Origin of the sequence: Streptomyces sp. CB02009 (genome assembly GCF_001905825.1) — a bacterium.
Classification (GTDB): Bacteria; Actinomycetota; Actinomycetes; order Streptomycetales; family Streptomycetaceae; genus Streptomyces.
On the sequence record NZ_LIVV01000001.1, the window covers coordinates 1,515,264 to 1,536,132 of the forward strand.

Annotated in this window: 16 protein-coding genes; 13 read left to right on the top strand and 3 right to left on the bottom strand. The window is 71.6% G+C overall.

Annotation, left to right across the window (positions count from 1 at the left end; translation table 11 throughout):
* Positions 1-86: 86 nt before the first annotated feature.
* Positions 87-1,454 (top strand): MFS transporter, encoded by a 1,368-nt coding sequence (locus tag AMK27_RS06760; protein WP_073903507.1) that lies wholly within the window; start codon positions 87-89, stop codon positions 1,452-1,454.
* A gap of 38 nt (positions 1,455-1,492) precedes the next feature.
* Here the strand turns inward: AMK27_RS06760 and AMK27_RS06765 are convergent, their stop codons facing one another.
* Positions 1,493-2,116 (bottom strand): DJ-1/PfpI family protein, encoded by a 624-nt coding sequence (locus AMK27_RS06765; protein ID WP_073903509.1) that lies wholly within the window; start codon positions 2,114-2,116, stop codon positions 1,493-1,495.
* 88 nt (positions 2,117-2,204) lie between these two features.
* Here AMK27_RS06765 and AMK27_RS06770 point away from each other — a divergent pair, with 88 nt between their 5' ends.
* The 9 genes from AMK27_RS06770 (at position 2,205) to AMK27_RS06810 (ending at position 13,322) form a co-directional block, all read left to right on the top strand.
* The gene (locus AMK27_RS06770) at positions 2,205-3,542 is read left to right on the top strand and encodes an aminotransferase-like domain-containing protein (protein WP_073903512.1); all 1,338 of its coding nucleotides are present in this window, start codon (positions 2,205-2,207) and stop codon (positions 3,540-3,542) included.
* 224 nt (positions 3,543-3,766) lie between these two features.
* Positions 3,767-3,982 carry a DUF6243 family protein gene (locus AMK27_RS06775; protein ID WP_073903513.1) on the top strand — a complete coding sequence of 72 codons (216 nt, stop codon included), beginning with the start codon at positions 3,767-3,769 and terminating at the stop codon, positions 3,980-3,982.
* 129 nt (positions 3,983-4,111) lie between these two features.
* Positions 4,112-5,431, top strand: coding sequence for a hypothetical protein (locus AMK27_RS06780; RefSeq protein ID WP_073903515.1), 1,320 nt, complete (start codon positions 4,112-4,114; stop codon positions 5,429-5,431).
* Positions 5,432-5,515: 84 nt separating this feature from the next.
* Complete coding sequence (locus AMK27_RS06785) at positions 5,516-6,517, top strand: MDR family NADP-dependent oxidoreductase (protein WP_073903517.1); 1,002 nt, start codon at positions 5,516-5,518, stop codon at positions 6,515-6,517.
* A gap of 35 nt (positions 6,518-6,552) precedes the next feature.
* Positions 6,553-6,936 carry a MerR family transcriptional regulator gene (locus AMK27_RS06790; protein ID WP_073903519.1) on the top strand — a complete coding sequence of 128 codons (384 nt, stop codon included), beginning with the start codon at positions 6,553-6,555 and terminating at the stop codon, positions 6,934-6,936.
* A 122-nt stretch (positions 6,937-7,058) separates the two neighbouring features.
* Entirely contained in the window at positions 7,059-8,996 is a 1,938-nt protein-coding gene (locus AMK27_RS06795) for a hypothetical protein (RefSeq protein WP_073903521.1), read from the top strand.
* A 41-nt stretch (positions 8,997-9,037) separates the two neighbouring features.
* Complete coding sequence (locus AMK27_RS06800) at positions 9,038-10,711, top strand: hypothetical protein (RefSeq protein WP_143204816.1); 1,674 nt, start codon at positions 9,038-9,040, stop codon at positions 10,709-10,711.
* 163 nt (positions 10,712-10,874) lie between these two features.
* Positions 10,875-12,524 (top strand): hypothetical protein, encoded by a 1,650-nt coding sequence (locus AMK27_RS06805; protein ID WP_073903525.1) that lies wholly within the window; start codon positions 10,875-10,877, stop codon positions 12,522-12,524.
* Between the two features lie 192 nt (positions 12,525-12,716).
* Positions 12,717-13,322 (top strand): GNAT family N-acetyltransferase, encoded by a 606-nt coding sequence (locus tag AMK27_RS06810; RefSeq protein ID WP_241847332.1) that lies wholly within the window; start codon positions 12,717-12,719, stop codon positions 13,320-13,322.
* A gap of 31 nt (positions 13,323-13,353) precedes the next feature.
* Here the strand turns inward: AMK27_RS06810 and AMK27_RS06815 are convergent, their stop codons facing one another.
* Positions 13,354-14,895, bottom strand: a complete 1,542-nt coding sequence (locus AMK27_RS06815; RefSeq protein WP_073903527.1) for a hypothetical protein — start codon at positions 14,893-14,895, stop codon at positions 13,354-13,356.
* A 148-nt stretch (positions 14,896-15,043) separates the two neighbouring features.
* On the opposite strand from AMK27_RS06815, the gene AMK27_RS06820 reads away from it, so the two are divergent.
* Both AMK27_RS06820 and AMK27_RS06825 read left to right on the top strand, forming a co-directional pair.
* Positions 15,044-15,535, top strand: coding sequence for a nucleotidyltransferase domain-containing protein (locus AMK27_RS06820; protein WP_198955815.1), 492 nt, complete (start codon positions 15,044-15,046; stop codon positions 15,533-15,535).
* 138 nt (positions 15,536-15,673) lie between these two features.
* The gene (locus tag AMK27_RS06825; protein WP_073903531.1) at positions 15,674-16,870 is read left to right on the top strand and encodes a S8 family peptidase; all 1,197 of its coding nucleotides are present in this window, start codon (positions 15,674-15,676) and stop codon (positions 16,868-16,870) included.
* Between the two features lie 49 nt (positions 16,871-16,919).
* Here the strand turns inward: AMK27_RS06825 and AMK27_RS06830 are convergent, their stop codons facing one another.
* Positions 16,920-18,041, bottom strand: a complete 1,122-nt coding sequence (locus AMK27_RS06830) for a PI-PLC domain-containing protein (RefSeq protein WP_073903533.1) — start codon at positions 18,039-18,041, stop codon at positions 16,920-16,922.
* A gap of 510 nt (positions 18,042-18,551) precedes the next feature.
* Between AMK27_RS06830 and AMK27_RS06835 the strand changes: the two genes are divergently transcribed.
* A complete protein-coding gene (locus AMK27_RS06835) occupies positions 18,552-20,819 on the top strand; it encodes a LamG domain-containing protein (RefSeq protein ID WP_073903535.1) in 2,268 nt (755 codons plus the stop codon).
* Positions 20,820-20,869: the final 50 nt, after the last annotated feature.

Below are 20,869 nucleotides of genomic sequence, written 5' to 3' on the forward strand. Positions count from 1 at the left end.
GGTGACGGGGCGGCAACCCCGTCACCGGCAGACACCCCTCTCCCACAACTCCTGCGAAGAACGATGCGAAGAAAAGAGGTGACGTGATGCCCGAGCTTATCGAGGATCCCACCAGAACCACGAAGGACCCGACCGGCACCACGGTGAAGGGCCGCTGGCGGCAGCTCTCCCTGCTCGGCGGCGCCCTGCTCGTCGACAACACCGAGGCAAGCCTGATCAGCGGCCTGTTCCCGGTGATCAGGCAGGCGCTCGGCGTCTCGCTCGGCGCGCTGGGGATCCTGACCGCCGCCGGAAAGATCGTCGGCGTACTGGCCGGCCCGCTGTGGGTGTGGGTCGCCCAGCGCTGGTCCCGCAAGGGCGTCCTCGTCCTCGCCACCGGGTTCTGGGGAGCCTTCGGCATCGCGGCCGGATTCGCCCAGGACTTCACCCAGCTCCTCGTCCTGTGCACCGTACTCGCGGCCGGATACGCGGCTGCCGGACCGATCGCCACCGACGTCGTCGGAGACCTCTTCGACAAGAAGACCCGAGGCCGGGCCATCGGCATGCTCTACGGCGGTCTCGCGCTGGCCTCCTCGGTCTTCGCCGCCCTGAAGGGGCAGCTCGCGGGGGTCGAGGACGGCTGGCGCTGGGGCCTGTGGGCGATCGGGGCGCTCAACGTCCTCTTCGGCATCGCCCTCTGGATCTGGCTGCGCGACCCGGGGCGCGGAGCGTCCGAGCACCAGCTCGCCGACCTCGGGCGCACGGTGCGCGAGACACAGACGAAGGTGACCCGCCGGCAGGTCGCGGCCCTGTTCCGCATCCCCAGCTTCGTGATCCTGCTCGGCTCCAGACTGCTCTCGGGCCATCTCCTCGTCGGCACGTTCGGCGTGATCTTCCTCGTCGACGCGTACGGCTTCTCCGTGCAGGTGGCGTCCGTCGTACTCCTCCCGATGGGGATCGGGTACTTCGCCGGCACGCTGCTCGGAGGCTTCCTGGCCGACTGGGCCTCCCGGCGCAGTCCGCGGCACGGCCTGGTCGCCGTCCTCCAGGCCGCGCAGTTCACCTTCGGGATCGTCGCGTACTTCGGCACCCAGATCGACTACGGAAGCATCGGGCTGTTCGCCTTCTTCTTCGCTCTCATGGGTCTGGCCCAGGGCGTGAACCCCGGCGTCAACCGCCCGATGGTCATGGCGATCACCCCGCCCGAACTCCGCGGTGCCGCTTTCGCGGTCTACATCACCGTCTTCGAAGCCATCGCCTGGGCGGCGTTCAGCCTCGGTGCCGGCTTCCTCGGCGACGCGGTCGGCCTGCGGGTGGTCTTCCTCTGGGTCCTCGTCATCCTCATGGCGGTCAACGGGGCCTTCCTCGGCCTCCTGTATCGGACGTACGCCCAGGACGTCGCCCGCGTCCAGCGTGAACTGGACCGTCGGCGGGCCGAAGCCCTCGCCGGGGGAGGGGCGGCTTCGGGAGCCTGAGCGTGCCCGGTGGCTGTCGGCCGCGTGGCGAGCCGGGCTCAGACGAGGGCCGGTGCGGAGACGGGCAGGTAGGGGGTGATGTTGCCCAGGGCGCGCTCGACGTACAGCTCCTTCTCGCCCACCGGAGCGACGTAGTGCAGCGCGCTCTCGGCGGCGTCGTGGCCCTGGAGTCGGCTGATGATCCAGGCGGCGAGGTACGACGAGGCCAGGCAGCCGCCGGCGGTGGCGATGTCGCCCTTGGCGTAGAAGGGCTGGTTGAGCACCTCGACGCCGGCGGCGACGACCCAGGGCTTCGTGGTCAGGTCCGTGCAGGCGGGGATGCCGTCGAGCAGACCGAGCCTGGCAAGCACGAGCGCGCCGGAGCACTGCGCCGCGATGAGCTGGCGGGAGGGGTCCAGGCCCCGCAGGACCTGCATGATCGCGGGGTCCTCGACGACCTCACGGGTCGCGATGCCGCTGCCGACGATGACGGCGTCGGCAGCACACGCCTCCTCGAGCGTGGACATCTGCTCGATGACGACCCCGTTCATCGACGTCACCCTGGGGCTGGGCGTGGCGAGGGTGACGCGCCAGCCGTCGGTCCTGACGCGGTTCAGGACGCCGAGCGCGATCAGGGAGTCGAGCTCGTTGTAGCCCTCGAAGGTGAGGATGGCGATGTGCACGGCGGATGTCCTTCCGACTGGGTGGAGTACGACGGTAAGGACGCGCGAACAGGACAGTCAAAGAATTGTCATGCATACAATGCGGCGCATGGCAGCCCCGCGCTACAAACAACTGGTCGACGCCCTCGCAGCCGACATCCGCTCGGGGCGACTGGCCCCGGGCGCGCGGTTGCCGACGCACCGCGCTCTCGCCGCCCGCGAGGGCATCGCCCTGGTGACCGCGACGCGGGTGTACGCGGAACTGGAGGCGATGGGCGTCGTGAGCCGGGAACAAGGACGCGGCACCTTCGTACGCGACCTCGCGGTTCCCGCCGGCCATGGCATCGACCAGCAGGCCGTCGCCGCGGACGCGGTCGACCTCAGCTTCAACTATCCCTCGGTGCCGGGCCAGGCCGACCTCCTGCGGCAGGCCCTCCGGGAGGTGGCGGCCTCCGGCGACCTCGACTCGCTGCTGCGCTACCAGCCGCATCGAGGACGTCCCCAGGACAGAGCCTCCCTCGCGCGCCACCTGAGGCGCCGCGGCATCACCACGGACGCGGAGCGGGTCGTCGTCGCCGGCGGTGCCCAGCACGGCCTGGCCATCACGGTCATGGCCACGCTGAAGGCCGGCGACGTCGTCGCGGTCGACGCACTGACGTATCCGGGTTTCAAGGTGCTCGCGCACGCCTTCCAGCTCGACCTGGAGCCGATCCCGGTGACTCCCGGCGGGCCCGATCTCGACGCCCTGGAGAAGCTGTGCGCGGTACGGCCCGTGCGCGCGATCTACACCATGCCCACGCTGCACAATCCCCTGGGATGGGTCATGGACGCGGCCGACCGTGCCCGACTGATCAAGATCGCCCGGCAGTACGGTCCCCTCATCATCGAGGACGCCTCGTACGCCTACCTGGCCGAGGACCCGCCACCGCCGCTGACCGCGTCCGCGCCCGACATCACCCTCTACGTCTCGGGACTCTCCAAGAGCATCGCCACCGGCCTGAGGGTCGGCTTCGTCGTCGCCCCGCCACCTCTGCTGCCGTCGCTCGAACGCGCGATCCGGGCCACCACGTGGAACACCCCGGCCCTCACCACCGCCATCGCCTGCCGCTGGCTCGACGACGGCACGGCGGACCGGCTGGAAGCGCAGAAGCGCGACGACGCCCAGGCCCGCCAGGCGATCGCCGCCCAGGAACTGGCAGGCCTCCCACTCGTCAGCCACCCCTCGTCCTACTTCACCTGGCTCCCGCTGCCCGACGACGCACGCGCCGACCGCCTCACCGCCACCCTCGCGCGCCAGCACATCTCGGTCTCCACAGCGGAGCCGTACACCACCTCCACCCATACGCCCCAGGCACTCCGCCTCGCGCTGGGCTCCACCGACCTGGACCGCCTCCGCGTGACGCTGTGCACGGTGAGGGAGGTCGTCCTGGAGGACGCCTGCACGTGAGCTCCTCCCGATGGCCCGACTGCTCGACTACCTGAACGGCCGGCTGCCCGCTGCTGTGGTCGGCGGGGCCGACGGGACCGGGTAACGTCTTTGTCATGTTCTTCCAGACGCCGATTCACGAGTGAGTGCGTGACGGACCTGCTGACCCCGTCCTCCGAGGCAGCGGTACCCGTCCCCCCGCCGATGAATCCGCAGACCCCTTCACACCACCAACGGGAGAACCCGTGACCGACAGCAAGAACATCAACAACCCCGTGGGCCAGGGCGGCGGCCAGCGCAAGAAGCTGTCCCGTGCCGAACGGCAGAACAACGGTCCGCACCGCAACCTCGACCGCCAGGGCGCGGCCGACAAGAAGGCGGAGCTGGTGCGCAAGATGCGCGAGAAGACGCAGGGAACCGGGGCCGCCGCGCAGACGGGCGACGACACCGCACAGAGCTGACGCACCGCCGCCGGGTCGCAGGGCGGCGTCGCACGGGCAGGGCCCGGACCGCAACGCGCGGTCCGGGCCCTGTTCTCGCCTACAAGGCGACGTTCGCGACGTGTCAGTGGTGGGGGAGAGGATGTCGGCATGACACTGCTGCCGATCACCGTGCCCGCGTCCCTGCTGGACACCCACCACCTCGATCCCGACGCCGCCGACTGGGGACTGAGGGTCGATCACGCGGTGGCGACGACGGCAGGCGACACCTATGTCCTGACCGGCCTGCGCCGATACCGCGGGTACGACGACGACACTGCCGACCCCGCCGAGCGGGATTTCGGCTACCAGCTGATCACTCGCTACGGCTCCGACGGAAAGCCCACCGCCACCGCCGTGTTCGGACAGGCGGTGCCGGGTGGTGGCCCGTCGGCGATACCGGAGGCCGAGGGGACGACGCTCGCCCTCCTCCCGGACGGTGCCGTCGCTGTCAGCTCCAAGCCCGGCAGCACCCATCTGCTCTCCCCGGAGCTGGACGCGGTCCTCGCCTCCTGGCCGATGCCCTGGGGCTGGGAGAGGCAGCGCGGCCCCGGGGAAGACCCGTTCGCCGCGTCGATCGCCGTCACCCCCGCGGGTCGACTGCTGTGCGCGACCTCCGAGTACGGGCTCAGCAACTGGGCCGGCGCCCACCTCAACATCGTCGCCGTCTCCGAACCGGGTGCGGCCCTCGGGCCGGGCCGCAAGCCCGTGCTGCGCGCCATCGCGACCCTGGACGCGCGCACCGACGGCCAGAGCGACACGGACTGGTACGCGCACGTACGGTACGGCGAGGAGCCGGTGGTGCGCGGCAACCGGCCGTCGCCCTCGTTGACCGAGGCCCTGTCCGAGCTCACCGGGACCAGCGGCAGTCTCTACGGCTACCTCGACTCCAGGATGACCCGCCCGGCAGCGCTCGGCGACGACCTGTTCGTCGTCCCGGTCTTCGGGAAGACCTACCGTTCGAGCAACAGGGGCCAGGAGTTCAGCTTCGCCCTCGTCGACGACCGCGGAGCGCTGCACGGAAGGCTGGGCGGCCTGCACCTGCGTGACGACAGCCCCTTCACCGGCTTCGACTTCACCGTCGTCGCCGACCCGTACCGCGCCCGCGCCTTCCATCTCAACCGCTACGGCCTGTACGCCTGGAGCGCCGACGGGGTGCTGCGCGCGCGGATGTCCACCGCGGAGAAGCCGTTCAAGCCCCTCGTCCACTTCGCCCTCCTGGAGTGCACACCCGCGGGGGAGCTGCTCCTCGCCCACCGCAAGCAGCACCTGCTGCTGAGGGTTCCCGTGCCGCAGGACCTGGACGACCTGGCGACGGCGGTGGAGGACGCGCTGAAGGGCTACGGGCGCGAGCGCGCCGCGCTGAAGAAGCAGTACGGGCCCGTGAACTGGCTCTGGGCGGACAGCGCCGCGACCGTGCACGCGCTGTGAGGCGGCCGACGAACCCGTCGGCCAACTGGCCTTCTCAGGAACGGGCTTGCCCCTGACCCATGGGTCAGGGCTTAGCGTCCGGCCATGAACACGACGCATCAGCTCGTACGACTCCTCCGTCGCCCCGCCGGGTTGCCGACCCCGGACGACTTCGCTCTGGTCGAGGCCCCGGTTCCCGAGCCCGAGGACGGCCAGGTACTCGTCCGCAACACCCACTTCCTCGTCTTTCCGGGCTTGCGCACCCTCATGGGAGGCGAGACGCGTGATGTGCCGCTGCCGCCGCTGCGCCCCGGCGACACCCTGTTCGGGCCCGCGATCGGCGAGGTGGTCGACGGCCCGCTGGAGAAGGGCCGGTCGGTGCTGCACCTGCAGGGCTGGCGGGAGTACGCGACGCCCGGTGCCGACGCGTGCAGGCCGTTGGAGGAAGTCCTGCCCGACCCGGTGGCCCACCTGGCCCAGGGATCCGCGGCCTACGGCGCGCTCACCCGCCTGGCCGAAGTCCGAGAGGGGGACACGGTGTTCGTGACGGGCGCCGCCGGCGCCGTGGGCACCCTGGCGGGGCAGATCGCCCGCCTGCTGGGTGCCGCCCGCGTGATCGGCAGCACCGGCTCACCGGACAAGGCCCGGCGACTGGAGCGGGAACTCGGCTACGACGCCGTCGTGCTGCGCGACGGAGCCCCGATCGACGAACAGCTGGCCCAGGCCGCGCCGGACGGCATCGACATCGTCCTCGACACCGTGGGCGGGGAGCAGTTGACGGCCGCCGTCCACGCGGCGAACCGAGGAGCCCGGTTCGCGCTGGTGGGCGCCCTGGCCGGCCAGCTGTCCCCGGATCGGGCGGGCGGGAGCGCGCCGACCGTGCTCGACACGTACCGGTTGCTCACCAGGGGCATCACGATCGCCGGCTACAACGGCATGGACCACCCGGATGTCGAGGCGGAGTGGGAGACCCGCTTCGGGGACTGGCTGCGGGCGGGCGAGATCCGATTCCCGTACACCGCGATCCAGGGAATGCGGCAGGCCCCGGAGGCGTTGCCGCGACTGATCGCCGGCCGCTCCTTCGGCGCGGCGATCGTGGAGCTGTAGTCACAGCGTGGAGCCGTGGTCGACGGGGAGCGGGCATGCGGATCGGTGAAGCAGCGGCGGCGGCCGGAACCACCCCACGCGCTCTGCGCCTGTACGAGGCCCGCGGCCTGCTCCGGCCCGCGCCACGTACCCCGTCCGGCCAACGGGAGTACGGCCCTGCGGACGTGGCACGCGTGCGCGTCATCCGCAACCTGCTCGCTCTGGGCCTCACCCTGGAGGACCTGCGCCGTCGCGCCCACCGGCTGGACCTCCTCGTCCAGGACCCGGCGGGGTCCTGCGACGGCCGCCCCGGTGAGTTCCACGGTGTCGTGGCCGATCGCCTGGCAACCCTGGACGCCGAGATCGCCCGCCTCACGCACCTTCGGCAGAGCCTTGCCGCGGCGGCAGGCGGGCCGGAGCACGAGAGGGAGAGGGAGTAGCGCGGATCCGCCCTGATGCCTGATGTCTGATTCCGGATGTCTGATGTCTGTTGCCTTCGGGCCGATGCTCGGCCCGGACGGCCGCTCTTGTTCCGCCGCGACCCGGCGGGGATCATGATCGCGTGCAACGCCGAGAGGAACTCCACGAACTGCTCCTGCGCGCCGGACTCACGGTCGTCGAGGAGGTGTACCCGGGCAGTCTGTTCCCGCCGGAGGCCGGCTGGCGGATCGCGCGGGGGATCGCGGCGCCGGACGGCGCGGTACGGGAAGCCCTCGACTCCGTGTGGTGGCGTCGCCTGGCAGGCGCCGAGGGCGAGTTCCTGGTGGCCGTCCTCGGACACCGGATCGGCGGCAACGACTCCTGGTGGACCCGGGTCCGTTTCGCCGACGCCGACGCCGACGCTGCTGACGTGCCTGGGCTGACCGGCGGCCCCGGGTTCGTGGCGCTCTCCCTCGACGGGCAGCTGCTGCTCGCGGAGGTGCCCGGAGCGGACGGGGACCGGGTGACGGCCCTCGACCGGCTGCCGGAGCGGCTGACCGAGGCGGCCGAGGCCGCCGGAGCCGAGAAGGAGACCGAACGTGCCGAGATCTGGGCAGCGGTGCCAGGCCGGCCGGCCTGGCCCTTGCACTGGGCGGAGGCGATCGGCTTCAACCCGGCCGCCCCGGACGAGCTGTTGATCCGCCTGCTGGATGTGGAGCTGGGCTTCCTGCACGGCTGCGACCGCCCCGCCGTACTCGACGCCGCCGTGGCGCATCCCGATCCGAAGGTGCGCGCGAGCCCCGCGGACACCTTCCGGCCCAAGCTCACGCCCGACCAGTGGATACGCCTGGTCCGTGCCGAACCGTCGCCGAGCCGGCGCGCACTCCTGGCCGAGCACGCCTGCGCCTGGGGCGTCGAACTCCCCGACGACCTGTACGACGACCTCCTCGCTGGCCCGTCCCGCCGTCAGGCCGCCGAACTCCCGGGGCTCCCCGCGCACCACCTCCCCAGCCTGGCGGCCGACGCCGATCCCCAGGTGCGGGCGACAGCCTGCGCCCGGTGGGAGGACCTCGCCGCGCCGCTGCGGGCGCTCCTGCTGGCCGACACCGACGACGCGGTGCGTACGGCGGCGCTGCTCGCCCACCACACCGCCGTCCCCATGCCTCACGAGGTCTTCGCAGCGCTGCCCCAGCCCGGGCGCGCGCTCGCACAGTGCCGTCTCGCGCCCGGCCTCGAGGCGGAACTGCTCCGGGACGGTAACGAGGAGGTACGCCGGACACTGGCCGCCAACCCGGCGCTCAGTGCCCACGGAGTCGCCGTCCTGGCGGAGGACCCGTACGACGACATCCGTTCGGTGGTGGCGCTGCGACCCGACCTCGATGAGGAGCAACGTGCCGCGGTGCGCCACGACTTCGACCCGACGTCGATGTCGCGCACCCTGCCCTGGGTCGAGGACCGCCACGGTGACGCCGACGCGATGCGACGACTCGCAGCGTCCTCCCATCCACTCGTCCGGCGAAGCGTGGCCCGCGCCCGGCGGCTTCCACCGGACGTCGTCGAGCGTCTGGCACGGGACGAGGACCGGACGGTCCGCCTGTTCCTCGCCGAATCGTGCGACGACGCCCCGGCCGAGATGCTCCTGGAGGTCTGGCGGTGGTGGGACGGCAGCTTCTCCCACCCCGACCGCCCCCGCAGCCACCCCAACTTCCCCCGTACGGGACTGCTGCGCCACGCCTCCGACCCCTCCGGGCGGATGCGCCGTCTTGCCCTGGACGACCCGGAGTCCACGCCTGCCGACGTCGCGCGGCTCGCCCGCGACCCGGAAGCCCAGGTGCGCCACCGCGCGGCCGAGGACCCCAGGCTGTCGCCGGCCGACGCGGTGCGGCTGCTGAACGACCCGGCGGCCCACGTCCGAGGGGCCGCGATGCGCAGTCCGCGGCTGCCCGCCCGCGTCATCACCGGGCTCCTGCACGACCGCGACACGGCATGCGCGGCGGTCACCAACCCGGCGATCCCGGTCCCCGTCCTGCACCGCATCCTGGCCGCAGCGGAGGCAGCTGTGGCGGCAGCCCGACGCTGAACACCGCCGCACCCCTCCCGTACGTGGCCGACAATGCCTGCATGGGGGAACACGACACGGTCCGGGCACGCCTGCGCGCCGCTGTGCGTGCCGACGACCCTTGGACCGCGCTGTCCGCACTGTCCGCACTGTCCGCGCTCGACGCCGACCGGCCCGGCGGTCTCGCTGACGCGGTCGAGGAGCTGTACCGGTCGGACGCGGACCGGGCCGCCCTCCGCCCCTGCTTCGGCTGGCTCCTCGGGGTGCTCGGAGAGGCCGGTGACGAGCTGCTGCTGAGGTTGTTGTTGGCCGAGCAGGCCTTCGCTGCCGACGACCGCCGGGATCTGCTGAGGACCGCCGTGGCGCGCAGGCTGCGGCTCCCCGCCGAGCTGCTGCGCACGTACGGGGAACAGGCGCCCGCATCCGGTGGGACAGGCGCTCATGCCGACGGCCCGCCCGCATCCGAACTCGTCGATGCCATGGGACTCTCCGGCGATGCGTCCTTCGCCCCGCGCCTGGGCGATCTCCTCGGAAGCCCCGCCGTGCGCGGCCGCGCCGCGCTCGCGCTGGGCCGTCTCGGCGTCCGCGCGTGGACGGCGCCGATCGCCGGCCTGCTGTCCGAGGTGAACGGGCTGGACCACACCGCGTTCGTCGTCGCCCTTGAGCTGATGGGCGATCCCGCCGCCGTGCCGTACCTGCTGCGCTGGTTGGCCGAGAGCGGCGAGGACCGGGTGTACGACGTCCATCACGCGCTCGTACGGCTCACCGGACGCGACCCGCTCCTGCCGGAGCGCGCGAGCGGAGCGGCGTACGCGGCGGCCGTGCGCGCTGCCTGGGCCGGCGGACGCACCGAGCGCGCGCCCGCGGTGGTGCGGGACCTCGCCGTCGAGTCCGGCACGTGGGCCCGGTTCTCCGTCGACGACGGCGCGGGCCGGATCCGGGTCGCCTTCGACCCTCCGTCGCCCGGTGCCACCTGGCCGCGCTGGAACCGGTCCCTGACCTTCGACGGGAAGCCGCTGTACCAGGTCGGCTCGTACTGCGACACGTGCGAGCTGGGCTTGGCGTTGCTGGGTTGGCCCGAGGACGAGGCGAGGTCGATCGCAGCCCGCATGCGCGGGCGGCTGGCCCGCCTGGAACGGCTCGACGCCGCGCTGCTCGCCGAATGGAGTCCCGTGCTGGCTGAGCTGGAGACCGGTCACTACCGCGCCCTCCTGCTCGACCTTCCGCTGGAGCGGGTGTCCGACGCCGCCCGGTCGTGGTGGTACCGCCGCGCGGCGGCCCGGGCGGAGGTGGACGATGACGACTCCGCGTACGCCGATGACCCTCCCGAGGACTACTGGCCCGGTGTCGCGCACTTCCAACTGACCACGCCGGTGCCGGGCGGACGAGTGCCGTGCACGTACGGGGCCCTCCTGCCCTCGCAGCCGCTGGAGACGCTCGCCCCGGCAACCGTGGCCCGGCACACGGCGGCCATCGCGGCGGGGGAGCGGCCCGCCGCCGTGGCCCTCGGCTGGATCGACGATCGCTGTGTGGAGGCCCGGCACATGGAGAGGTGGCTGGTGGGTGCGGTGCTGGACGGTCATCACCGGCTCGCCGCGTACGCGGCCGCCGGGGTGCCGGCCCGGGTCCTCCTGCTCGCCCGTGTGGGTGAGCGCGGCGCCGAGGGCGGCCTGGAGGGACTGGCGGAGGTGGCCGCGGCGTTCGGACGCCGGGACGAATCCGGCGACGGCACCTGACCCCGCGCGGCACTCGCGCCCGAAGTGCGTCCGATTGCATCCAGTTGGGCAGCAAAAGGTGAGGTCAGAGAGTCGGATTCCTGGTTGACCAGCATTCCGGTACGGGCGATAGTGACGGTCGCGGCCGTGTTCGTCCGGCCTACTGTACCAGGGGTGGGGACTCTTGAACGACAACCAGGACAACGTGCGTGACACCGCGCGTGACGATGTGCGTGGCGACCTGCGTGACGACGTGCGCAACGGCACGCCCGATGACGTGCGCGACGACGTGCGCGATGACGTGCGAGGACGGATCGACGCGCTCGTCGCCGTCGGCAGACCGGCCGAGGCGCGGGCCGTCGCACGGACCGCACTCGCCGACGACGGGCCGGAAGCCGGGCTCTTCCTCGCGCTGGCCCGCGCCCACATGGCCGAGGACGACGACGACCACGACGACGCCGCCGAGCGGGTCTTCCGCGAGGGCCTGGACGCGTTCCCGGACGACATCGGTCTGCTCGCCGGGTACGCGGAGCTCTGCACCCGCAGCGACTCGATGGACCGGCCGGGGCGCCACGCCCGGGGCCCCGTGCTCCTCGCCCGGCTGCGGGAGATCGCGCCGGAGTCGGCGGAGTTGAAGCGGGCCGACGCTGCGGGAAGCTCCGTTTCCACGAACGCCAGGAACAGCGCCTCGGTGCACCGGGTGCAGTCGTTCGACGCGGCCCGTGCCTTCGCCGAAGCGCCTACCCCTCAGGCTGCCGCCGATCAGGCCGCCCAGTGGGCTGCGGCGGCCCCGCGCGATCTGCGGTTCGCCGTGCTCGCCGAGACGACGGCCGCTCTCGCCGCCACCGGCCGGACCTGGCTCCGCCTGTTGCTGTGCCGCGGTGTCGAGTACCGCTTCGCGACCGGTCTGGTCGTCGCCGTGCTGATCGTCCTGCGCATCACGGTCCTGCCGGCCATCCCGTACGGCATGGCGGCGGGGCTGGGGCTGCTGCTGGGCCTGCCGTTCCTCGGCCTCCGCAGACTGCTGCGGGCCGCCCGTGAGCGGGCCGCCGACCGTATCGCCGCGGCCATATCCGTATCCGCATCCGTATCCGAGGCTGCACCGGGTGCCGAAGCAGGCGACGGTGCCGAACCGGGCGATGGCGCCGACGCACACGGCGATGCCGAGACGCGCGGCGATGCAGAGGCGCGCGGCGATGACGAAGAAGCAGCCGTCGGGGGCGACGGGCCGGGGGCGCCGGAGCTGCCGCCCGTGCCGCGTGTCACTCGTCGTGAGTACGCCTTCGCCGGAGCCGGATTGGCGCTCCTGTTCGCCGTCGGCGGCACGTCGTACGCAGCCTCCCTCGAGTACCCCCGCTACGACATCGTCGCTCACGACACGTTCCGCGGTCTGCAAGGCTTCGAGCTGCGCCAGGAGTTCGACCCGTTCGGTGCGATCTCCGACAGCGAGCTGAACGATTCGACCGCCCGGGTGTACGCCGCCGCGGATGCCGCTCCCGACGCCGCCGCCGAGTACCTGGTGGCGGTGACGACCGGAGACTTCCACGAGATGCGGGAGTCGTTCGTGGACGACGACAGGCTCTTCCCCGCGGTGACGGACCAGGAGGGCGTCGTCCACGAATCCTGGCAGGCGGAGACGGGTCCCCACGGAGCGTGGATGCGATGCCTCAGGTACACCGAGGCGGGCACCGGCACGCCGCGGGCGATGTGCGTGTGGGGCGACAAGGGCAGCATCGGCATGGTCCTTTTCACGGCCGCGGACGAGAACCACGAAGCGGTCGAGGAGACAGCCCGGTCCGTGGGCACCGCCTTCCTCCGGCCCGCCGCGGACTGACCGGACGCGGCGAGGCCGGAGCACGCGTGGGCCTGCCGGGTGGGGCGGGCGAGGTACGCGAGGGGTCCGGAGCACGTGAGGTGCATTCGGCGCCCATCACCTCAGAGACCGTCGCTGACCAGGCCTGACGTCGAGCCGTCGGGCGGAGAAAAGCGATGGTCGCGGCCCTGGAGGCGCCCCTAGCATCCGCCTATGACAGAAGACATCATGGTGGCAGGCGACCGGCACGACGACACAGAGGCTGCGAGGGAGATCTCCTGGCCGGCCCAGTCCGTCGGTCTCGCCGCACTGGACATGGGCGACGCCGAGCTCGTCCACAGTTGGCGGTCCGACCCTGTGACGGCCCACCAGATGGGCATCTGGCCACGCTCCCTCACCGCCGTGCGTGAGCGAATCGAGCGCGACATCGAGGACGACGACCGCGACGACTTCCTCATCCTCGCTCCCGACGGCACCCCCGTCGGCTACGTCGCCCTGACCGGCCAGAGCATGGTCAACGGCACCGCCGAGGTCGAGCTGATGCTCTCGGCGGAGCACCGCGGGCTCGGCCACGCGACCGCCGCCCTCGACGCCGTGGTGGACCTCGCCTTCGGTGAACTCCCGATGTACCGGCTCACGGCGGAGACCCACTCCGACAACGCCCCCGCGCTCGCCGTCCTCGCCAGGTCCGGCTTCACCCTGGAAGGGACCAGCCGCGCCGCCTGCCTCCACCGGGGGCGCCGCCACGACCTCGCCGTGCTCTCGCTCCTCCGCCCCGAGTGGGAAGCGCTGAGCCGCCCTCGTGCCTGGGACGCGTGACCGGGCCTCCCACGCGCCCCGGCGCCCACTCTCAGATCCGTGAACCCTCTCGGGGCCCCGCCACCGCCGGTGGGGTGGCGGGGGCCTTCAGGCAGTGGTCGATGAGCGCGTGCATGCGGGGGACGGGCAGGGACGGGTTGGCCGCCGCACCCTCAGCGGTACGAGGGTCGGCCAGGAGCTCTTCCAGGACTTCCGGCGGCAGGCTCGGGTTGCCGGCCGCGGCCCTGCACACGGAGTCGTCGGGGTCCTGTACCGGCGGTGCGGCCAGGGCGGGATCGGCTGCGGCCAGGGCCCGTACCTCGGGGTCCGGGTGGTCGATGAGGTGGGCCCAGCCGGTGCGGGGGAACGCGGGCAGGTCGCGCAGGTGCGGACGGTGGGCCGGCCGGGTGACGAAGACCTCCAGGAGGAGGCGCGGCGGAGCCAGCGGGTGGTGGCAGGCCAACCGGATCCTGACCTCCTCGTCGTCGTCCTGCGCGAGCGTCGCGACGAGTTCCGGCGAGAGGCCCGGCCAACTCGCCGCGACCCGACGGAGCACCGCCTCCCCGGAGACCGCACAGGCGGCGAACCAGTCGGCCGACGGTCCGACGTCCGGCTCGACGAGGGACCCCGTGAACGGTTCGGAGATCGGGCACACGCAGTCAGGACCGTGCCCGACGACCCGGTCGATCACCTCGTACTCGGCCCAGGTGCGGGGGAAGGCATGAAGGCGTGCGTGCGTCCGCACGTCCTCGACCGGATCCTGACTCAGCTGCGCCACCAGGTCCGGTCCCAGGTCGGGACGGGCGGCGACCAGCTCCCGGACCGCCGCCTCGGGATGGTGGGCGAGCCGGGCGACGGCGTAGGCCGGGGTGTGCCGATTCCGCGCCATGGAGCGCACCACGCCCTCCGCGAAGCCCTGCTCGACGAGCGCGGGGGACAGGGCACACCCGCCGAACACCCATGCGTTGCGCGAGCCGAAGGACGGCAGACGGGCCTCCACCCGATCCGGGTCGAGCGCCCAGTTCCTGTCCTGTGCCGCCGCGCGGACCGCGGGTTCCGGATCGTCGAGCAGCGCAGCCCGCTGTGCCGGGGTGAGCGACTCCCACCTCCACGTGGCCGGTACCCGGAGTCCGGGGTGCGCGCTCCCGGCCAACGAGCGGAAGAAGGAGAGCGGGAGCTGCCGGGACGACATGAGCTCCGCGACGATCTCGTGCGCGCTGACCTTGCCGTCCTCGCCCCCGTCCTGCGCGGTCAGGAGGGTCACGAGGACATCGTCCGTCAGCGGTCGGACCCGGCGGGTGTAGCGACGGGAGCCGCCGGCGAGCCATCCGCGGACGATCCCCGACGGATCCGTCGCCAGAGGAGCGAGCTGTGCCGAGTCGACGTACTGATTGCGGGCGAATGCCCTGCGGATGACGACGGCCGGATGGCGCACGATAGCGTCGACGACGGCGTCAGGCAGGTCACGGCCCTCGCACATCAGCAGACCGGCCTCGCCGCCCGCTCGATCCAACAGGCGTACGAGTACGTCGGAGGGCGCTGCCGGATTGAAGGCGATTCCGCGCAGCCACGGTTCACGCAGGGAGTCGGACACCCCGGCATCCTGCCAGCCGCGCAGGTCGCCCTCCCTGTCCGGGCCGCCGTTGCAGCGCCGTACCGCTCCAGGCGGATGCCGCCGTCCGGTCGCCGCCGGAGGAACTCGTTCGCGGACCGAGGCCGTCGCTTCTAGCCTGCGTCAGGTGATGACGGGTGACGACGTGCTGGCAATCCTGGCCCTGCTGCGCCGGGCGGAGGTCGATGTCTGGATCGGCGGCGGATGGGGGATCGACGCCCTGATCGGTGAACAGACGCGACAGCACCGCGACGTGGACCTGATGCACCGGCAGGACCAGGAGGCCGCCGTGGTGGCGGCCTTCTCCGAGGCGGGTTTCGAGGAGAGCTTGAGCTGGAGGCCCATCCGCTTCGTCGTCACCGCTCCGGACGGCCGGGAGGTCGACCTCCATCCGCTCGTGTTCGCCGACGACGGATCGGCCGTGCAGGCGTCGCACGATCCGGAGCGTCCCTTCCTCTACCCCTCCTCGTGCTTCGTGACCGGCACCGTCGAGGGAAGGGTGGTCCCGTGTCTCTCCGCCGAGCAGCAGGTCTACTTCCACCAGGGATACGAGCCCACGGACCGCGATCGGCACGACATGGCTCAGCTGCGGAGGGTCTTCGGGATCGCCACCCACTTCTGAGGAGGGCTCCCTGCCGCGCCCCGTTCGGCCGGGTGCCACCGCTTCGGCGCAACGCATTGCGGTGACGCTTCCGGCATCCGCCTGAATCGTTCGGAATGTACTGGCGAGTGATCGTTTCCGCGTGATGCGCTCGGCGACGTGAACACACGTACCAGACTCGCTTTCGCGAGCGTCTCCGTCACGGCCCTCGCCCTCGTCGTCCCGACGGCGACGGCGGCCCAGCCCGTCGTCGGCCCGGAACCGACCCCCGCGCCGCTGGTCACCGCCGCCAACGCGGTGCCCGGCCAGTACATCGTGACCCTCGACCAGGGGGTCGACGCGGTCGAGGCGACGGAAAAGCTGGGCCTGAGGCCCACCTACGTCTACGACAAGGCCATCAACGGATTCGCGGCGCCGTTGACCGCGCTCCAGCTCGACACCGTCCGGAGCTCACCGGGTGTGGCGTCGGTCGAGGAGGACGCGGTGGTGCGCACCCCGCCCCAGCCGTCCGCCCCTGTCACCCCGCGTGCTCCGGCCGCGACCTGGGGCCTGGACCGCATCAACCAGTGGAGCCTGCCGCTCGACAACGACTTCACCACCCAGGGCAGCGGCGCCGGGGTGACCGCGTACATCCTCGACACCGGCATCGACTACAACCACGACGAGTTCGGCGGCCGCGCCACGTTCGGCTTCGACGCCATGGGGGACGGGCGGTACGGCCAGGACTGCAACGGTCACGGCACGCACGTCGCCGGTACGGTCGCCGGTGCGACGTACGGGGTCGCCCGCAAGGCCAACCTGGTCAGCGTCCGTGTGCTGGGCTGTGACGGCCGGGGCTCCTATTCGGGGATGATCGCCGGATTCGACTGGGTTGCCAAGAACGCCAGGCAGCCGGCCGTCCTGAACGGCTCCCTCGGCGGGGACAGGTCCGTGGCCCTCAACAACGCCGCCACGGCCCTGGCCGCCGCGGGCGTGCTGCCCGTCATCGCGGCGGGCAACTCCTCGAAGGACGCCTGTGACGTCTCGCCCGCGTCGGCGACGGGCACGGTGACCGTCGCGGCCTCCAACGTGTGGGACGAGGAGACGTCCTTCTCCAACCACGGCCGGTGCGTGGAGATCTTCGCGCCCGGCCAGGACGTCGTGTCGGCGAGGATGGGCGGCGGATCCGTCGCCATGAACGGCACCTCCATGGCCGCCCCGCACGTCGCCGGCGTCGCCGCGCTCTACAAGGCCCAGTACCCCACGGCGAGCCCGGCCGAGGTCGGCCAGTGGCTCGACGGCAACTCCACCAAGGGCGTCCTGAACAACCTCAGCACCGCCACCCCCAACAAGCTGCTGTACACCGGCGGCCTGTGACCGAGGTCCGCCCACGCCCCGGGTCCGCCCGGGGCGTGGGCGTTCCGTCTCAGTTGCGGGCGTTGAGCTCCGCGACGACGGAGGCCGGCGTGTGGCCGCTGCTGTCGGATATCCGGTGGAAGTCGACCGAGACGAAGTTCGGGTCGCGGCCACCGGCCGCCGGACGGCATTGCTGATTGACGCGGTCCCGCAGCTTGGTCCCGTTGTCGAGAGCGGAGTTGATGACCGTGGGCACGTTCCGGTGGTGACTCATGGTGAAGAGCCGCCGGAAGCCCGGCTCCTGACGGTCCAGAGGAACGTCGGACCACCGGCTGACGCAGGAGACGTCGTTGCCGAGGTCACCGAGGCTCCAGAAGTTGCTGACGGTCCAAGCCTTGTCGTACATCACGCCCAGGTGCTCACGGTCGGGCTCGTCGCTGAAGATCAGCAGCCGCTTCCCGGAGCCGACGAGGTCGGTCATCCTCGGCCACCCCTGCTGACGCACGTTCCACGCGTCGGGCCGGAAGAGCAGCTGGTCGAGGCCGCGTACCCGGCCGAGCGAGTTCCCCAGCTGCTGGGCGCTGACGTAGTCCTCCAGGAAGATGGTCACCACCTCCTGGGGGTTCGCCGCGAGGAAGTCCACCACGGTCTGCATGCTGCTCTGGAAGGACTGCCGGGGCAGCGCGTACGTGACCCCGGCGAACGTCTTGCACTCGCCGTGGCAGAGGTAGACGTCGCTCGGGTAGCAGTCGCTGCCGAAGCTGATGACGCAGAGCCACGTGCTGCGCTCGTACCAGTGGGTGTCCAGGCTCAGGCCGCGTACGCCGTTGTCGAGCTGGTGGCGCAGGGACTCGGACTGCGACACCGAACTCCAGCGGGAGTCCTCGTAGTTGGTGAACGCGTTGTGGGTGCCGAGGAAGGAGACCTGGTCGAGGCGCCGGTCTCCCCAGCGCGCCTTGGCCTGGGCCACGGCGGAAGCGTTCGCCGTCGCGGCGGCGGCCGCGACGGATCGGGCGGGCGGGGCAGGGGAGGCGGCCGCAAGGGCCGGTGTCCCGAGAAGGCCCAGCAGCAGAAGAAGGACGAAGAAGAGCCGGACGGGTCTCCTCGAGGGCGCGGTCCCGACCGGGCGCGGTCCGAACCACGGGGCCGCGCCGGGACGGGCGTTCCTGGATGACATGTTCATGGTCGGCATGGGGTGGAGCGTAGCGCGGCGGCAGTCGATTCCGACCTGTGTGGGCGGTTATGTTTGGTATGGGGTGTTCTTCCGGTTGCCGGTGCCGTCGGCGAACGAGGCGGTGGGCCTATCGACTCCCGCAACCGTCGCTTCCCCATCCCTGATGACCCGGCGCTACTGAACTACCAGTCAGTCATATCCATGGTGTACCCCGTGTGTCGGCAGGCGCAATACTCCGGACGAGCCGGCCCGCGTCGTCTCACGCCGGCCCGGCCCGCGCTTCGCACCTGCAGGCCCGCGGCTCACGTCTGCCGGTCCGCGCCTCACACCTGCCAGCCCGCGCCGCCCCACCCGCCGACGCGGCCTCACCCTCCCCGGGCTGCCGTGCCGACCACCCCGTGATCCGGTTCGCGACCCCGCCCCGCGCCCTCGCCGCGCCCCTGTGGCACGTTTCTGGAGCTGTCCTGGGGATGTCATGGCCCAGGGCTGGGGGGATGCGGACACCCACACGTCCGCATGTGAGTTGACATGAGAAGATTCGCAGCCCGATGGCTGCACGCGGGGGCGACCGCTCTGGCCGTCGTCCTCCTCCTCGGGGGCCAGGCCACGCCGGCCGCGGCCCTCACCACCACACCGGGGGACGCCGCGGCGACCGCCTACACCCGCGACTCGGTGCGCGCGGCGACCTGGAACATGTGCGGGGAAGCCGGCGGGAAGTACGCCTCGGAGGCGGGCTACTGCCCCTGGCGGAACGGCAACGCGACCGACACCGGACGCAAGAAGCCCAACGGATCCCCGATCTACGACTACGACGGCCCCCGCAAGAAGATGGAAGGCGTCGTCAAGCTCATCGACGAGCGCAACCTCAATGCCGTGCTGCTGCAGGAGGTCTGCGCCGGTACGACACCGGGCGACCTCTACGGAACGAGCCACCTCGACGAGCTCGCCAAGCTGCTCGCCGGCAAGGGATGGAGCTTCGCGTCCGCGGGCGTGACCCGGCCCGACGACGGCGAGGGGCCCGAGCCCGAGCGCAAGGATTCCGAGCTCATCGACTCGGAGGGTTCGAGCTGTCGTGGAGACGCGCTGACCGGCACGCTGAGTGTCGCCATCGCCGTCAAGGGACAGATCACGTGGAAGTCGGAGAACGACTTCAACACGCCCGTCGGCACCGGCCTCTCCATGAGCAGCAGCACCATCCTCTGCGCCGAGGTGGCCGGCTGGGAGAGCCACCTGTGCAGCACGCACATCTCCAACTTCAATGCCGATCGGTACAAGGCGAAGGACGACCCGAAGTGGGAGGTCCCGATCTCGCAGACGACGGCCAAGGCCTACTACGACAAGCAGATCGACATCGTCGTGGACACGGTGAAGAAGTTCCCTTCCGTGGTCCTGGGCGGCGACTTCAACACGAGCAACCAGGAGACGCTCCAGCCGCTCTACACCCTGATGGCGGAGTGCGACCAGAAGGCGTACCTGCCCAACGACGGCGTGTACAACGACGCCGTGAACGAGGTCACCAAGCTCACCCGGACCAACGCCTCGCTCAGGGGCGACGGAGGCTACCTCTCGTACGACATGACGACATCCAAGATCGACTACCTCTTCTCGACCGGCGGCTTCACCGGTTGCGACTCGCGGACCGAGTTCGGCGACGCGACGAACTACCTGGTCGACGCCGGCGGCCAGCCGCTCTGCCAGAAGACCGACATGGTCTGCACGCCGGACGACGACGCCTACTCCGACCACACCCCGGTCTACGGCTACACCCAGGGCGGCCCCGCCCTCTCCTGGAAACTCGACGGCAGCACCTCGGCGACCACCGGAGGCACGGCCGGGCTCACCGGCGCGAGCGTCGACGGTACGAGCGACTGGCGGACGGCCGAGCACGGCGGCGCCCTGTACATGGACGGACGCGTGGACGAGGCCGTCGCGGCCGGCGGCCCTGCGTTCGACACCGCCCGTAGTTTCACGGTCTCGGCCTGGGCCAAGCTCGACGCCGACGCCGGCACCTCCGCGGTCCTGTCCCAGGACGGCAGCCGGGTCAGCGGAGTGATCCTCTTCTACAACGCGGGGGACAACTCCTGGCGCTTCGGTCTGCCGAGGTCCGACGCCGACGGCTGGAGCATCGACCAGGCCGTCGCCCCGGGAGCGGTGAAGGGGCAGTGGACCCGACTGACCGGCGTCTACGACTCCGCCACCGGCAAGGCGAGCCTCTTCGTCGACGGTACGAAGAAGGCCGAGACCACGCACACGGCCAGGTGGCGCGCCAACGGTCCCTTCGTCGTCGGTCGCGACCTCGTCAGCGGCGTGCGCAACGCCGGCTTCAAGGGCCACATCCAGCGGGTCGAGGCCTTCGACCACGCCCTGCGCGACGACCAGGTCGCCTCCTACTCCGGGACCATGGCAGCACCCACGGGCGAGAACATCGCGATGCAGGGTCCGCAGGGGCAACTCTCCCAGGGCTGCCACCAGCATCCCGGCACCTTCGACAACGCCTTCGGCACGGCCGGCAGCCTCACGCCCACGCTCCACGCGACGGTCCGGCACCCCGACCCGTCCAAGAACGTGTGGGCCGAGTTCTCCCTGTGGGACAACACCACCGGCACCCAGATTCTGAGCCTGGGCACACCGGCGTCGAAGAGCACGACGACGGTCAAGGGCCAGGGCACGGTCTCCCTCACCGTGCCGAACCTCACCCCCGGCCACAGCTACGGCTGGCGCGTACGTACGGCTGACGACGCCACCAACAACACGCCCGTCTCCGCGAACTGCCACTTCAAGGCACCCGCGGCCTGAGGCGCAGCGGTCCCCACCCCTCACGCACGCCCCGGCCGGCGAAGGTCCGG

What these genes read in the sequence shown, in the direction of transcription:
- AMK27_RS06760 (WP_073903507.1), top strand. Translation starts at nt 87, where the DNA reads ATGCCCGAGCTTATCGAGGATCCCACCAGAACCACGAAGGACCCGACC.
- AMK27_RS06810 (WP_241847332.1), top strand. Translation starts at nt 12,717, where the DNA reads ATGACAGAAGACATCATGGTGGCAGGCGACCGGCACGACGACACAGAG.
- AMK27_RS06830 (WP_073903533.1), bottom strand. Translation starts at nt 18,041, where the DNA reads ATGCCGACCATGAACATGTCATCCAGGAACGCCCGTCCCGGCGCGGCC.
- AMK27_RS06785 (WP_073903517.1), top strand. Translation starts at nt 5,516, where the DNA reads ATGAACACGACGCATCAGCTCGTACGACTCCTCCGTCGCCCCGCCGGG.
- AMK27_RS06770 (WP_073903512.1), top strand. Translation starts at nt 2,205, where the DNA reads ATGGCAGCCCCGCGCTACAAACAACTGGTCGACGCCCTCGCAGCCGAC.
- AMK27_RS06835 (WP_073903535.1), top strand. Translation starts at nt 18,552, where the DNA reads ATGAGAAGATTCGCAGCCCGATGGCTGCACGCGGGGGCGACCGCTCTG.
- AMK27_RS06790 (WP_073903519.1), top strand. Translation starts at nt 6,553, where the DNA reads ATGCGGATCGGTGAAGCAGCGGCGGCGGCCGGAACCACCCCACGCGCT.
- AMK27_RS06800 (WP_143204816.1), top strand. Translation starts at nt 9,038, where the DNA reads ATGGGGGAACACGACACGGTCCGGGCACGCCTGCGCGCCGCTGTGCGT.
- AMK27_RS06820 (WP_198955815.1), top strand. Translation starts at nt 15,044, where the DNA reads ATGACGGGTGACGACGTGCTGGCAATCCTGGCCCTGCTGCGCCGGGCG.
- AMK27_RS06780 (WP_073903515.1), top strand. Translation starts at nt 4,112, where the DNA reads ATGACACTGCTGCCGATCACCGTGCCCGCGTCCCTGCTGGACACCCAC.